The 15913-nt window shown below is 38.1% G+C and carries 11 protein-coding genes; 8 read left to right on the forward strand and 3 right to left on the reverse strand.

The window, feature by feature from the left end; translation table 11 throughout:
• Positions 1–27 precede the first annotated feature (27 nt).
• From nlpI to B5D82_RS16585, 3 genes are all read left to right on the forward strand, one after another.
• Positions 28–945 (forward strand): lipoprotein NlpI, encoded by a 918-nt coding sequence (gene nlpI, locus B5D82_RS16570; RefSeq protein WP_081153090.1) that lies wholly within the window; start codon positions 28–30, stop codon positions 943–945.
• Between the two features lie 30 nt (positions 946–975).
• Positions 976–2385, forward strand: a complete 1410-nt coding sequence (locus tag B5D82_RS16575) for a tetratricopeptide repeat protein (protein WP_081153092.1) — start codon at positions 976–978, stop codon at positions 2383–2385.
• Between the two features lie 446 nt (positions 2386–2831).
• The gene (locus tag B5D82_RS16585; RefSeq protein ID WP_245807496.1) at positions 2832–4547 is read left to right on the forward strand and encodes a SufS family cysteine desulfurase; all 1716 of its coding nucleotides are present in this window, start codon (positions 2832–2834) and stop codon (positions 4545–4547) included.
• A 50-nt stretch (positions 4548–4597) separates the two neighbouring features.
• Here B5D82_RS16585 and tcdA read toward each other — a convergent pair whose 3' ends face one another.
• The 3 genes from tcdA to B5D82_RS16600 form a co-directional block, all read right to left on the reverse strand.
• Positions 4598–5383: a tRNA cyclic N6-threonylcarbamoyladenosine(37) synthase TcdA gene (gene tcdA / locus B5D82_RS16590; protein ID WP_081153095.1), complete on the reverse strand. Its 786-nt coding sequence runs from the start codon at positions 5381–5383 to the stop codon at positions 4598–4600.
• 782 nt (positions 5384–6165) lie between these two features.
• Positions 6166–7707: a hybrid sensor histidine kinase/response regulator gene (locus tag B5D82_RS16595; protein WP_081153096.1), complete on the reverse strand. Its 1542-nt coding sequence runs from the start codon at positions 7705–7707 to the stop codon at positions 6166–6168.
• A gap of 383 nt (positions 7708–8090) precedes the next feature.
• Positions 8091–9377 (reverse strand): citrate synthase, encoded by a 1287-nt coding sequence (locus B5D82_RS16600; protein ID WP_081153097.1) that lies wholly within the window; start codon positions 9375–9377, stop codon positions 8091–8093.
• A 406-nt stretch (positions 9378–9783) separates the two neighbouring features.
• Between B5D82_RS16600 and sdhC the strand changes: the two genes are divergently transcribed.
• The 5 genes from sdhC to B5D82_RS16625 all read left to right on the forward strand — a co-directional run bounded on the left by sdhC (position 9784) and on the right by B5D82_RS16625 (position 15886).
• The gene (gene sdhC, locus B5D82_RS16605) at positions 9784–10158 is read left to right on the forward strand and encodes a succinate dehydrogenase, cytochrome b556 subunit (RefSeq protein ID WP_081153098.1); all 375 of its coding nucleotides are present in this window, start codon (positions 9784–9786) and stop codon (positions 10156–10158) included.
• Entirely contained in the window at positions 10152–10499 is a 348-nt protein-coding gene (gene sdhD / locus B5D82_RS16610) for a succinate dehydrogenase, hydrophobic membrane anchor protein (RefSeq protein WP_081153100.1), read from the forward strand. Before sdhC ends, sdhD begins: the two co-directional genes overlap by 7 nt.
• Positions 10500–12269, forward strand: coding sequence for a succinate dehydrogenase flavoprotein subunit (gene sdhA, locus B5D82_RS16615; RefSeq protein ID WP_081153102.1), 1770 nt, complete (start codon positions 10500–10502; stop codon positions 12267–12269).
• 10 nt (positions 12270–12279) lie between these two features.
• The gene (locus B5D82_RS16620; RefSeq protein WP_081153103.1) at positions 12280–12990 is read left to right on the forward strand and encodes a succinate dehydrogenase iron-sulfur subunit; all 711 of its coding nucleotides are present in this window, start codon (positions 12280–12282) and stop codon (positions 12988–12990) included.
• Between the two features lie 91 nt (positions 12991–13081).
• Positions 13082–15886 carry a 2-oxoglutarate dehydrogenase E1 component gene (locus B5D82_RS16625; protein WP_081153105.1) on the forward strand — a complete coding sequence of 935 codons (2805 nt, stop codon included), beginning with the start codon at positions 13082–13084 and terminating at the stop codon, positions 15884–15886.
• Positions 15887–15913 lie beyond the last annotated feature (27 nt).

Genomic DNA, 15913 nt, shown 5'->3' on the forward strand with positions numbered 1-15913 from the left:
TAAATACTTACTAGGATTCTGTTTTACGTGCGCTTACTTTCTAATACTCAATTTTCTAAAGCTTTATTTTCCAAAGTATTACTTTTATCTGGTTTATTGCTCGTTCAAGGTTGCCAATCAACAACCTCTCAGCAATCTGTAATTGGAGAACTGATCATTGCTGAGCCCATTGCTATTAGCTATAAAAGCGAAATAGCGATAGCACGATTGACACAAGTGATACAAAGGGCTGAAATCAGCGATGGCCAAAGAGCAGAATTATTTTATCAACGAGGTGTTGAATACGATAAAGTTGGCTTGCGTGGTTTAGCGCGTTTTGACTTTAACCAAGCCATAAGCCTAAAGCCCGATATGGTAGACGCCTATAACTTTATTGGTATCCATTTTACTCAATTACAAGAATTTAATCAGGCATACGACGCCTTTGACTCTGCCATAGAATTAGCTCCTGATCATGAATACGCTTTTTTAAATCGTGGCATCGCGCTCTATTATGGTGGGCGTCCAAATTTAGCCTCTGCTGATTTTGAAACCTTTCGAGAATTTCAACAAAATGATCCTTATCGAGTGTTGTGGCAATATCTAGCAGATATAGAAATAGATCAACTAAAGGCCAATCAAGACTTAGCCTTATTCGCCGAATTAATCGATGAAAGTGTTTGGGCAAAAAATGTTATTAAGCTTTACTTAGGCGAAATGAGTCAAGATGTCTTTATTGATAAATTAGTCGTAAATGTTAATTCAAACGAAGCACTAACCGAACGTTTATGTGAAGCATATTTCTATTTAGGAAAGTACAGCCAAATGAAAGGCGATGTAAACGCCGCTATTAACTTTTTTAAACTAGCGCTTAGTACAAACGTATATGAATTTGTTGAACACAGGTATGCCAAGCTTGAATTAGATTTGATACGACAATCGATACAACAAAGCAGTACACCTTAACTAATTAATTAGTTAATTTAGATTTATAAAATGGCATTTAAAAATATTCTTATAAGCTTAGTAATAGTGATATTACTAAGCTTATTTCTATTTATAGCCGATTATCGTGACAAAATTTCGAACGCTGAAATAACCCGCCAACAACTATCGTTACTTGAAATACTCGACCCGCTAACTGACACGGATGAACGGTTGGCTCAATTGTTAAAGAATGGTAATGAACAGGCATGGATACACTTAGCAAAACATCATGCTAATGAGAGTGCAAGTACAGCCTTTCAACTCGGAGAATATTACCTAAAACAAAAGCAAGTGTCTGCAGCTCAATTATGGTATCAACTTGCGATACGTCAGCATCATGTAACAGCACGGTTAGCCTTGGCGAATAGTTATTTTGACCAACATCAATATGCAGACATCAAGTCATTGTTATTACCCATTTTGAACAATGAAAAAGCATTAGCCCTGTTATATAAATTAGCTTTACAACAAGGTGATCTATCTTTTATTCAAGCTTATAAAAGCAAGTTAGCACATGGTGATAATGCTGGTCTGTTCAACGAACTTGAGCAGTTCTCTGTATTTAGTCAAAACGTAAGGCATAAAAGCGAACATAACACCGCTTGTTCAATTGATGTGCAGCTGTTTGCAACTAACTTAGCGGGCTTACGCCATGGTAAACAATTAACTTTAGCATTTGAGGGTCATAAGCTTGCAAAATATATCTGTGTACTAACACCAAAATATATTCCTGCTGAAGTGGTAAACTGCCAACATCAACCAACAGATAAGATACGTTGTAATGCAAGTAAGTGGCTACAACGTTCAGATATAAATTCACGCTATTTAGGGGTTATTGTTGAGCAAGGGAGTGCAAATGTCGATAATGGCATTATGTATATAGACCAGCAAGACAACCTTGATGTTTTAGTTCATGAACTTAGTCATTTTATTGGTTTTGTTGATGAATATCCACTGCCAAAGCAACACCAAAAGTGTCAGCAATTTCAACAAACTCCATTTGCTCATAACCTGGTTGTTTTAGATAAATATTATCAGGGGGAACGAGGAAACTTGCGAGAAAGTATATTATTGCAGTTGCCATGGCGAAGCTTAGTTAAAGATTCAACACCAATATTGTCTAATCACCCCCAAGGTTGGCAGTTAGGTACACCCGTCGAACATAATAACGAAATAGGCTTATTTACCACTAACTCTTGTAATAGCAAGCGCGATACACAAGCGTTTAAACCATTAGCCCATCGGACAAAGTTGGAGTATTTCGAGTTAGATTTTCCCGATATATATTTAAATATTATGAAGCTAGATCCCAAACGTTACTTAATGCCTAGTTATCATTTTAACATCAGTCGAGATTTAGTGGGACAGGGGAAATATATTAAGGCGAGTGAGGTATTACAGGTTACGCTATTTAAATAATTAAAAGTTAGCCAATTTGAAAATTCAAAACTGCTACTAATTGGCTAAATTTTTATTCAATATCTTTTATTTTCTAACCTTAGATTAGTTAATGTGTTCTTTCAGTGTATTGAACTTAGTTTCTTTTTTGAAGTGTGATGCAGCATTTACGTATACTTGCTGTTGTATCACGGTGTTACTTCTTACTTTAGCTACTGGCCACATTGTATTGTTGTTAAATGTAGATAATTCTTGTTCCAATGTCGCCTTGTTATTTTTTGTGGAGTTTATGTTAGCCTTTCGCATAAACCATGAAAATAATGCCATAGTATTTTTTCCTCCAATTATTCATCTTTAGTTATAGCTCAAGTTATTAATTTTTGCTCAAAGATATTGAAAATTTTGTTAAAAAAAACACATTAACTCAGTTTATAAATCATAAGTTACGATATAATCGTGACAACTCAATGAAAATCACTATTACCTCTATGGAAAAATTTACTTTTACATCTTTTCGTCAACAATTCCCCATCCTTGAAGACTTAATTAATGGTCATGCGTTAGTATATTTCGATAATGCGGCGACAACTCAAAAGCCAATTTGTGTTATTGATAGCTATCAAAATTACTATCAATTGAACAATGCTAATGTTCATCGGGCATCTCATGCTTTAAGTGCAAGGGCCACGTTAGCTTTTGAAAATGTTAGAGGTAAAGTAAGAACATTCATTAATGCTAACACTAACAAAGAGATTATTTGGACAAAGGGCAGTACTGAAAGTATTAATTTAGTTGCACAAAGTTGGGGACGTTCAACACTACAAGTCAATGATGAAATAGTCTTAAGTTATAGTGAGCATCACGCTAACATTGTGCCTTGGCAAATTGTTGCACAGCAAACTGGCGCAAAAATTAAAGTATTACCTTTAACGCTATCGGGTCAAATAGATGTTGAACAACTTGAAAGTGTTATTGGCGAGCGTACTCGAATCGTATGTTTTGGCCATATATCTAACGTCATTGGAAAAATCAATCCAATTAAAGAAATCATTCGCGTCGCGCGCAAGTATAAAGCATTAACTTTAGTTGATGGTGCTCAGGCAATTGCACATTTAAAGGTAGATGTTAGGGCATTAGATTGTGACTTTTATGTCTTTTCCGCACATAAAATGTATGGCCCAACGGGTGTTGGTGTACTTTATGGTAAGCGAGAATTATTAGAGAAAATGCCACCATACCAAGCCGGTGGAGAAATGATCAAAGCAGTAAGTTTTGAGCAAACTACATTTAACGACTTACCCCATAAATTCGAGGCCGGCACACCCAATATTGCTGGTGTTGTTGCGCTGGGTTCAACTATTACATTTCTTGAACAACAAGGCCATGCAGCGTTACTCGAATATGAAACCCGATTGAAGCAGTATTGCTTCGATAAGTTATCAACCGTTGAGGGATTAACATATATTGTTAATGAAGCGCCGGATATTCCAGTATTTTCATTTACCCTTGCTAACCAACATAATCATGATGTTGCCACCGCACTAGACAGTGTTGGTATCGCAGTTCGTTCAGGACATCATTGCGCTATGCCGTTAATGCAGTATCTGCATATTGATGGCTGTATTCGCTTATCTTTATCTGCATATAACAGCTTTGAAGAAGTAGACTTTGTCGTGCAACAACTGAAAAGCATAAGAAAGTCTATGCTAGAGGAAAATGAAAAAACAGGGACTTTTGAGCACAAAGAAATTACCGACTCTAATTCCTTTGCTACCACACATTTAGCTGTTGATGACATATATACCATATTCGCCAAAGCGAAAAGCTGGGATAGTAAACATCGTGAAATTATGATGTTAGGGAAAAAGCAATTACGTCTAGCAGAAGCAGACAAGACAGAATTGTCATTAATTACGGGTTGTGAAAGTCAGGCATGGTTAGTCTGTAATAGAGAAAATAACGATATATTTCGATTTAAAGGTGATAGCGATGCCAAGGTTATACGTGGCTTATTTGCCATTATATTAGCCGCTGTTGATAACAAAACTGCCGCGCAAATTAGCGCCTTTGATATGGATAAATATTTTAATGAATTAGGTTTACTACAACACCTAAGCCCGTCGCGTGGTAACGGGCTACGAGCTATTGTGCAGAAAATATATAGTTCGATTGAGTTGTATTAAGGGTAAGTTTATAAAGGCTTACAACGTTAAGTATTACCTTAAAATAATAACTAGCTACGTACTTTCTTTAAATATTTATCCATTGCTTTACCAACGGCAAAAAATGCAAAACAGGCAGTAACATGTGTTGCTGCACCAAAGCCGCCACTACAATCCAAACGCATAGAGCCATCATTTGATTGCTTAGCGTGGCAAACATTTCCATCAGCATCAGGGTAGCGTAGCTGTTCACTTGAGAATACGGCATCAATTGAAAACTTCCGTTTCACATTTCGTGAGAAATTGTATTCTCTACGCAGTTGGTTTCGTACTTTAGCCAACAGGGGATCTTGAAAAGTCTGACTTAAATCGGCGATGGCGATTTTACTTGGATCTATTTGCCCCCCCGCACCGCCAATAGTAACGATGGGTATTTTATTTCGTTTGCAATGCGCAATAACGGCACTTTTAACATTAACAGAGTCGATGGCGTCGATAACGTAATCAAACGAATTTGAGAGTAATACTTTAATATTTTCTAGCGTGACAAAATCTTCTATAGTGTTAACAATGCAATCAGGATTAATTTGCTTAATTCTGTCGCGCATAACATCAACTTTACTCAGGCCTATAGTATCGGTTAAGGCATGAATCTGGCGATTAATATTGGTTACACATAAATCATCAAGATCAATTAACGTTATTTGGCCAATACCATTACGGGCAAATGCTTCTGCTACCCATGAACCCACACCACCTATGCCGATAACACAGAAATGTGCCTGCTGAAGCGCTGCACTTTGGCTGTTACCGTACAGTCGTGCGATACCGCCGAATCTTAATTGATAATCTGACATTATTTATCCACTTGCTTGAAAATTCGTTGCGCATTATAGCAGTACATTATAGTAAAGCTACGAACGCAAATAACTAAGTACTCATAAAATATGTAATATTTATATATGGATGGTGAATATTTCATCGAAAAGACATGCTAGGTATTTATTATATTTATTTCCAATATTGAAAATAATGATGATGAAGTAGTCTTATATGGATATGAAAGAACTATGCTTGCTTGTTTTTTGACCCATTAATTAGTGTTGGCGCGAAAAAAAGTGAATAAAAAATATAATTACCGCGATATAAGTAATTATTTTTTATAAATCTAAGCTGGAATTTCGTAAAATATTTAAATAATTGATGTTTTTATTCGCGTATTTATACTTAAAATCGGGCTGGTAGATATAAAATGTCGGCATATTTGACATAATTATGACAAATAGGTCAAATTATTTACCTTAAAGGAGACGTTTTGCTGATTTACTCTCTGATTTATTGTCAATTTAAGTCATTAGTTACGCTAATTTATATGCATGGAAAACCACCCGATAGAGGCTTGATATAAATAAATAGTTATTCAAGGCGGTAATTTTGCGTGGCCTAATAAGCTAGTTCATTGTAGCGACAATGATTAAATAAATGTCGTAGTAATTGGTTGTTTTAACCCGTAATAGAGCTCGACGATATGTGAAACTTTTATTAACATCTTGTGCTACCTTGCTCTGTATATTGGATAGTATTTATATTACTTTTAGGCAATTATTAGGCGTGATTCAATACTAGCGCACACATAATATTATGCAGCAGGTAGTTTGACAATAAACTGTGTTTGCTGCTCATCAATAATATTAAAAGATATTTGCCCATGTTGTACTTGAGTCATTAGCTTAGCTGAATAAGTACCTAATCCTGTACCAGTATTATGATTAGAGCTACTGTATTTTTCAAATAACCGTTGGCGCATGTGCTTAGGAATCACCCCGCGGTTAGTTAACTGAAAGCTTATATAGCTTTTATTACGTGTTATTACCATGGCGATGGTTTGATTGTCCGGTGAGGCTTCTACAGCATTCTTGATCAAATTATTGAAAATTGATAAGCAAAGTAAAGGCTCTGCCATAATAGCATGTTCAGTCTCAAAACCGCTTAAGGCAAACTGGATGTTTTTCTCATTACTAAGGGTTGATACCGCATTCATAGCATCGTTTATTAACACAATTAAGTTGGTTGATTGTGGTTTTAATGTATAAATTCCTTGCTCTATTTTGTATACATTCAGAGAGTTATTGACCATATTAACCACATTGTGTACCGCACGATTAATTGATTTAGCTGCACTTTTATCTGTTAAGCGGTAAGTCTCAAACAAAATATTATTGAGTGGTGCTTTCAAATCGTGATGGGTAATTTTCTCGATGTCTTCACGTAATTTAGCATTTTCTTTAAGAGTAGCGACTTGTGTAGTTAAGGCGATCTTTTGCTGTTGCAGCCTAATGTGAGTGGCGACCCTGGCACGGAGTAAATCGCCATTTAAAGGTTTTGTTATATAATCTACAGCACCTAAGTCAAAACCGTATTTTATATCCTCTACAAGTGCTTTTGCACTGAGAAATATTACCGGAATATTAGCAGTTTCATGATCTGCTTTGAGCATTTCACAAACTTGATAACCATCCATCGTCGGCATCATAATATCAAGTAAAATCAGTCTAATATTATGTTTGTTATTCGCAACTATTTTTAACGCGTGCTCGCCTGATTTTGCCGCCATTACGCGGTAAAGATTACGCAAATTTCCTGCTGCAACATCAATATTACTGCTTTCATCGTCAACCACAAGAATGGTTGGTTTTTGTTCAAGTAACTCGGAAGCTTCGTTAACAGGGAGTTTTGACAACTTATCGTTAGTGCTGTCCTCATTTATATAATTGGCAAATAGTTTATCTTGCGTTAATTCAAATAAGGCACTAACGACATGTTGCTTTTTAAATGGAGGAGACAGACAAATACTATTGCTCACCGGACATTTTTTATTGTGGTCTGTTGCTGCTTGTTCTAATTTATTGTCATCAATTCTATGTGACAGAATCATCAACGGAAGCTGAGTTTTATTTGATGCTTTTGCTAACTCATCACGAAAGTTTAAGCTATTTTCGGTGGTTAAATTATCAGCACATATTAATAAACTAATCGCTGCAAACTGGGCATACTCTATAGCGTCATCGGCATTCTCAATGCAAGCAATTGCGGTTTTACTAACACCACATGACAGTAAGATTTTAGCAAGAGCCTCGCGCACTAAGCGGCTCTCATGGACGATTAAAATATGTTCAAGCACAGATATAATACCGATTGGAGGAGTTTATAAAAATCGCTGTAACAATATAGTGTTTTTAACACTAATGTACAGGAGTTTATCCCTTTATTTATAACGACTAACCGAGGTTTAATACCAAGTTGATTAATTAACTGCTCATTTGTAATGGTTAAAATTAATAATGACGGCGTTATAAAAATTTATAAGTAGCATAACTACTGACTAAATTTTATGCCTGGTCATTATCTATTTTTCCTCATGAAAAAGTAGATCACTTAATTAATTTAATTGGTATAAGTCAATTTATATGCTGCTAATTGGCAACATGTGAAATAGAAAAAGGCAACCAAGTGGTTGCCTTTTGATATCCAAAATAAGAAGTTAGCTAACTAAATAAAACCTACTTATCTCTCACTCAAAGGAATAAATTTACGATCAATTTCGCCAGTATACTTTTGACGTGGACGACCAATTTTTTGTCCTGCTTGACCTAGCATCTCATCCCAATGTGCAATCCAACCTACAGTACGAGACATGGCAAATATCACTGTGAACATATTGGTTGGAATACCAATAGCTTTTAAGATGATGCCTGAATAAAAATCAACGTTAGGGTATAATTTTTTCTCAATGAAATAAGGGTCTTCAAGCGCTACTTTTTCAAGCGCCATTGCTACGTCAAGTAATGGATCTTGTATACCTAACTCAGTCAATACTTCATGACAAGTTTCACGCATTACAGTAGCACGAGGATCGAAGTTTTTATAAACACGATGGCCAAAGCCCATTAAGCGGAACGGGTCAGCTTTATCCTTTGCTTTAGCAACAAATTCGTCAACTCTATCTAACGAACCTATTTCTTCAAGCATCGTTAAACATGCTTCGTTTGCGCCGCCATGTGCTGGGCCCCAAAGTGATGCAACACCAGCTGCGATACATGCATAAGGGTTCGCGCCAGATGAACCAGCTAAACGCACTGTAGACGTTGAAGCGTTTTGCTCGTGGTCTGCATGTAGCGTAAAAATACGGTCCATAGCACGAGCAACTGTCGGGCTAACAACGTACTCTTCTGCTGGAACAGAGAACAACATATGCAAGAAATTTTCTGCATAAGTTAAGTCGTTACGAGGGTAAACAAAAGGTTGTCCGATGCTGTATTTGTACGCCATAGCCGCTATCGTTGGCATTTTCGCAATTAGACGATGTGCACTACGCATACGTTGGTCTGGTGCATGAATATCTAGGTCACTGTGGTAGAACGAAGAAAGTGCGCCAACAACACCACAAAGCATAGCCATTGGATGTGCATCAGGTAAAAAACCATGAAAAAAGTGGACTAATTTTTCATGTACCATAGTGTGGTTAGTAATGGTGTTGGTAAAATCTTCATATTGCGCTTTAGTTGGCGCATCACCATTTAATAAAATATAACAAACTTCTAAATAATCTGCTTGTTTTGCAAGGCTATCGATAGGATAACCGCGGTGCTGTAATACACCTTTATCACCATCAATGAAGGTGATTGCAGATTCACAAGACGCTGTAGCTAAAAATCCTGGGTCATAGGTGAAATAGCCTGCACTACCAAGTGTACGAATATCTATCACATCGTTACCAGCAGTGCCTTTAAGAATTGGCAAGTCAGCTATTACTTTTCCATCGATACTAAGAGAGGCTTTCAAATCAGCCATATGTTATTTCCCCATTAAGATTTATTTATCTTGAAAATTGTTAAAACGAGATGTTTAGTCAATTTTTGTGAATATTAAACTGACGCTATTCTACTTCAGATCACCCCCTAAAAGTCAATTCGTTTGTTAAGTACTTAGACTAAAGTTATATGTCGGAATCAATTTTTGTAAAGTATGGTTGATAATTAGTCGTAAGCCTTGATAATTGGCTAAAACTTGTCGGGAAGAAAATTGTAATTAATGATTTTCACCTATATAATCAGGCCGATCTGAATTATATTTTGCATTTTTTTTTAAAGATTAAAATTTAATTTAAATCGGAGGGGGGTTATCTAGCTTTAATAAATGAGTTAGGTAGCGTAAAAAAAATAAGTTGAAGGCTCTAAGAGCTCCTTAGGCAACAATCGTGAAAAAACAACGTCCTGTAAACCTAGATTTGTCAACAATTAAAATGCATGCAGCAGCTAATGCATCGATATTACACCGAGTATCCGGTGTGATCATGGTATTTGCTATTGGTATTTTATTGTGGACGCTTTCTTTATCACTATCTTCTATTGAAGGTTTCACACAAGTAGAGTCATTACTTGATGGTGTATTCTTCAAAATAATTATCCTGGGTACGCTTTCTGCTCTTATCTATCACTTACTTGGCGGTATCCGTCACTTATTAATGGATTTAGGCTATTTTGAAGAGCTAGCTTCTGGTAATGCTACGGCAAAACTTATTATCGCACTTTGGTTGGTGCTTACTGTAGTAGTAGGAGTTCGATTATGGTAAATAATGCAGCAACAGTAGGCCGTAGTGGCGTACATGATTTTATTCTTATTCGTGCCAGTGCCATTATTTTAGCACTGTACACTTTTTTTCTTGTTGGTTTCTTCGTTACAACACCCGATGTGACTTTTGAAATTTGGCAGGCATTCTTTGGCAATATTTGCACTAAAGTCTTTACCATTTTAGCCATTCTTGCGTTGTTAATTCATGCATGGATTGGTGTATGGCAAGTACTTTCTGATTACATAAAACCAGCGCTATTACGCGGTGGTTTACAATTTTTCTTTTCTGTTTTGTTGCTCGTATACTTTGCAGCAGGCCTATTAACTGTGTGGGGTGTGTAAGTGAGCGTTCCAATTCGTGAATTCGACGCCATTGTCATTGGCGCAGGTGGTGCAGGTATGCGCGCTGCCTTAGCAATATCGGAGTCAGGCAAATCTTGTGCTTTGATTTCAAAAGTCTTTCCTACTCGTTCTCATACGGTATCAGCACAAGGCGGTATAACTGTTGCCTTGGGTAATGCTCATGAAGATCATTGGGAACAGCACATGTACGATACCGTTAAGGGTTCCGATTATATCGGTGACCAAGACGCTATTGAATATATGTGTAAAACAGGGCCAGAATCTATCATCGAATTAGAGAAAATGGGTTTACCATTCTCTCGTACGGAAGAAGGTAAAATTTACCAACGTCCATTTGGTGGTCAATCTAAGAACTTTGGTGGCGAACAAGCTGCGCGTACAGCAGCAGCAGCTGACCGTACCGGTCATGCATTGCTACATTGTTTATATCAGCAGAACGTTAAAAACAAAACTAACGTATATTCTGAATGGTATGCCTTAGATTTAGTTAAAAACAGTGATGGTGCTGTTGTGGGTACTACCGCAATTTGTATTGAAACTGGCGAGATTGTTTACTTTAAAGCCCGTGCAACTGTTTTAGCAACAGGTGGCGCTGGTCGTATCTTTGCTTCAACAACTAATGCTCACATTAATACCGGTGACGGTGTTGGTATGTCGCTTCGCGCTGGCGTACAAATGCAAGATATGGAAATGTGGCAGTTCCACCCAACAGGTATAGCGGGTGCTGGTACGTTAGTGACTGAAGGTTGTCGTGGAGAAGGTGGTTACCTTCTTAACAAAGACGGCGAACGTTTCATGGAACGTTATGCGCCGAATGCTAAAGATTTAGCCGGTCGCGATGTTGTTGCACGTTCAATGATGACAGAAATTCGTGAAGGTCGCGGTTTTGACGGTCCATTAGGTCCTCATCTTAAACTTAAACTTGATCATTTGGGTCGTGAAACGTTAGAAAAACGTTTACCAGGCGTTTGTGATTTATCGAAAACGTTTGCTCACATTGATCCTGCTATTGAGCCTATCCCTGTTATACCAACTTGTCATTATCAGATGGGCGGCGTGCCTTGTAATGTTAACGGTCAAGCGATTCACTTCAATCCAGAAACGGGCGAAGAAAATATCATCGATGGCTTATTTGCTGTTGGTGAAATCGCAAACGTATCTGTGCATGGAGCTAACCGTTTAGGTGGTAACTCATTACTTGATTTGGTGGTATTTGGTCGTGCAGCGGGTAATTTCTTAGGTACATACTTAAGTGAAACGCAAAGCGGTAAAGATGCAACTGAATCTGATTTAGAAGCCTCTTTAGCTCGCACGAATCGTTGGGAATCTTCAACAAGTGGTGAAGATCCAGTTCAAATTCGTAAAGACCTTCAAAAATGTATGCAATTTAACTTCTCGGTATTCCGTGAAGGTGAAGCAATGGCACAAGGCATGAAAGAACTTACGGAAATCCGTGAACGTCTTCAAAATGCACATTTAGATGATAAGTCTTCTGAGTTTAACACCCACAGAATTGAGTGTTTAGAATTAGACAACTTAATGGAAACAGCTTTTTGTACCGCTAAAGCAGCTAATTTCCGTACGGAATCTCGTGGCGCACATGCTCGTGAAGATTTCCAATCACGTGATGATGAAAATTGGTTATGTCATTCAATTTACTCACCTGCGACTGAAGACATGAGCAAACGCTCTGTTAACATGAGCCCGGTTCACCGTGAAGCTTTCCCACCGAAAGCAAGAACTTACTAGGAGCGTTGTGATGAAACAAATTTTTTCAATTTACCGTTACAACCCTGATGTTGATAACAAACCTTACATGAAAGATTATGAGCTGGAAATTCCAGAAGGCTCAGACATGATGGTACTAGACGCGTTAATTTTGCTGAAAGAGCAAGATTCTAGTCTTTCATTCCGTCGTTCATGTCGTGAAGGTGTTTGTGGCTCTGACGGTTTGAATATGAATGGTAAAAACGGTTTGGCTTGTATCACGCCTTTATCTGCTGTTCCAGCAAATAAAATTGTGTTACGCCCATTACCAGGTTTACCTGTAGTACGTGATTTAATTATTGATATGACACAGTTTTATAATCAATATGAAAAAATCAGACCTTACCTGATTAATGATGGTAAAGAACAACCTGCACGCGAACATTTGCAATCTATCGAAGAACGTGAAAAATTAGATGGGCTATACGAATGTATTTTATGTGCTTGTTGTTCTACATCTTGTCCTTCTTTCTGGTGGAATCCTGATAAGTTTATCGGTCCAGCGGGTTTATTACATGCTTATCGTTTTCTTATCGATAGCCGTGATACCGCAACAGAAGAACGTTTAGATGATTTACAAGATGCTTACAGCGTATTTCGTTGTCACGGTATCATGAACTGTGTTGATGTTTGTCCGAAAGGATTAAACCCAACCAAAGCCATTGGCCATATTAAGTCAATGTTGCTAACCAGAGCGGTTTAAATTAATTAGTCGAGCATCTTAAAATAAGATGCTCGATTATGTTAACTTAAACATATCTTTTGATTGCTTTTATCCCATAAAGGAACAGGCAATGCCCGAAGGTGCTATGAAGACTTGGATAGAGTCTTCCCATTTAAGTGGTGCAAACGCTGCTTATATTGAAGAATTATACGAATCTTATCTGAATAACTCACAATCTGTTACTGCAGAGTGGCGAGGTATTTTCCAACAACTTCCTAAAATTGAAGGTGCTGACGTTGAATATCGGCATTCTGAAATCCGCAATGAATTTAAAGAGCTAGCCCAACAAACACAAAAAACCGTGGTTGTTTCAGGTGGCAGTGACGCTAAGCAAGTAAAAGTTTTACAGCTGATTAATGCTTTTCGTTTTCGCGGACATCAAAATGCTAACCTTGACCCATTAGGGTTATGGCAACGTGACAAAGTACGTGACCTGCAATTATCTCACCATGAACTTTCAGAAAATGATTTTGATCGAGAGTTTAACGTTGGCTCATTGGCGATAGGCCAAGAATCAATGAAGCTTGGTGAGTTATATAAAGCGCTGAAAACTACTTATTGTGGTTCTATTGGTGCTGAATATATGCATATCAACTCTACTGATGAAAAGCGTTGGTTACAACAACGTCTTGAGTCAGTGCAGTCACAAGCGGTACTGAGCGTTGAAGATAAAGCAGAAATATTTAAGGACTTAGTTGCGGCTGATGGACTTGAAAAGTACTTAGGGGCTAAGTTCCCGGGTGCAAAACGTTTCTCTCTTGAAGGCGGTGACTCGCTAGTTCCTATGTTGAAACAACTGATCACGCGTGCTGGTTCGCAAGGCGCCAAAGAAGTTGTTATAGGAATGGCTCATCGGGGTCGTTTGAATGTGCTGGTTAATGTTATGGGTAAAAACCCATCAAAGCTTTTCGATGAATTCGGTGGCAAGCATGACGAAATTTTATCTTCTGGCGATGTTAAATATCACCAAGGTTATTCGTCTGACTTTGTGACTCCAGGTGGCACTGTTCATTTGGCATTAGCATTTAACCCATCGCATCTTGAAATTGTTAACCCAGTGGTTATCGGTAGCGTTCGTGCTCGACTTGATCGACGCGAATGCAGCGAAGGCGATTTAGTCTTACCAATCACTATTCATGGTGATTCGGCAATAGCTGGTCAGGGTGTTGTACAAGAAACTTTTAATATGTCGCAAGCAAGGGCATTTAAAGTTGGCGGTACTATTCGTATAGTCGTTAACAATCAAGTTGGCTTTACGACATCAAGTTCAGAAGATACGCGTAGTGGTGAATACTGTACTGAAGTCGCCAAAATGGTATCAGCACCTATTCTTCATGTTAATGGGGATGACCCAGAAGCAGTGATCTTAGCAACGCAAATTGCGCTTGATTACCGTAACGAATTTAAACGTGATGTGGTGATCGATTTAGTTTGTTACCGTCGTCATGGTCATAATGAAGCCGATGAGCCTAGTGCTACTCAGCCACTTATGTACAAAAAAATTAAGAAGCATCCGACACCACGTCAACTTTATGCTGATAAACTTAACGCTGAAAACTCACTTAATAAAGCTAAGACTGATGAGTTAACTGCTTATTATCGTAAATTGCTTGATGAAGGCCAGTGTACGGTTGAACAATGGCGTCCGATGACAGAACATTCTGTTGACTGGTCACCTTATATTGGCCATAACTGGGATGACGATTATGATAAAGAAATTTCACTTGAGAAGTTAAAAGAACTCGCTGGTAAAATTTCAACTATTCCAGAAGATTATCATGTTCATAATCGTGTAAACAAAATTTATGACGATCGTGTCAAAATGGCCAGCGGTGAAAAGCTGCTTGATTGGGGCATGGCAGAAAATTTAGCTTATGCATCAATTGTTGATTTAGGTAAACGTGTTCGTCTTACCGGTCAAGACTCTGGTCGTGGTACTTTTTTCCATCGTCACGCTGTTTTACATAGTCAAGATGACGCAAGTCGTTATTTACCATTGCAAAACATTCGCGAAGGACAAGGTCCTTTTGATGTGCATGACTCAGTGTTATCAGAAGTGTCAGTATTAGCGTTTGAATATGGTTACACAACAGCAGAGCCAAGTGGATTAACTATTTGGGAAGCACAATTTGGTGATTTCGCTAACTGTGCACAAGTGGTATTTGACCAATTTATCAGTTCAGGTGAACAGAAGTGGGGCCGTTTATGTGGCTTAACTATGTTGTTACCGCATGGCTATGAAGGTCAAGGCCCAGAGCATTCGTCAGCCCGTTTGGAACGATTTTTACAGCTTTGTGCCGATCACAACATGCAAGTTTGTGTCCCTACAACCCCAGCGCAAGTATTTAACATGTTGCGTCGTCAAGTGGTGCGTCCTATGCGTCGTCCATTGGTTGTTATGTCGCCTAAATCATTATTGCGTCACCCGATGGCAGTTTCTTCATTAGAAGAGCTATCTACTGGTGTTTTCCATAATGTAATTGGTGAAGTTGACGAACTTGATGCTGACAGTGTTGAACGTGTAGTGTTCTGTAGTGGTAAAGTTTATTACGAACTACTCGATCAACGTCGTAAGAATGAGCAAACGAATGTTGCTATCGTTCGTGTCGAACAATTATATCCATTCCCAGAAGAAGAGCTAAAAGCTGAAATTGCAAAATATCAGCATGTTAAGCAATTCGTTTGGTGTCAGGAAGAACCGCAAAACCAGGGTGCTTGGTACTGTTCACAGCATCACTTTAGAGCGGCTATCCCTGATAATACTTATTTGACATATGCAGGTCGTAACGCTTCGGCGGCACCGGCTGTAGGTTATATGTCAGTTCATGTTAAAGAGCAACAAGCGCTAGTTCATGACGCGCTTAATGTAGAATAGACCCTCTTTTTTATAAAGAGATTAATT

This window comes from Cognaticolwellia beringensis, assembly GCF_002076895.1.
GTDB classification, from domain to species: domain Bacteria; phylum Pseudomonadota; class Gammaproteobacteria; order Enterobacterales; family Alteromonadaceae; genus Cognaticolwellia; species Cognaticolwellia beringensis.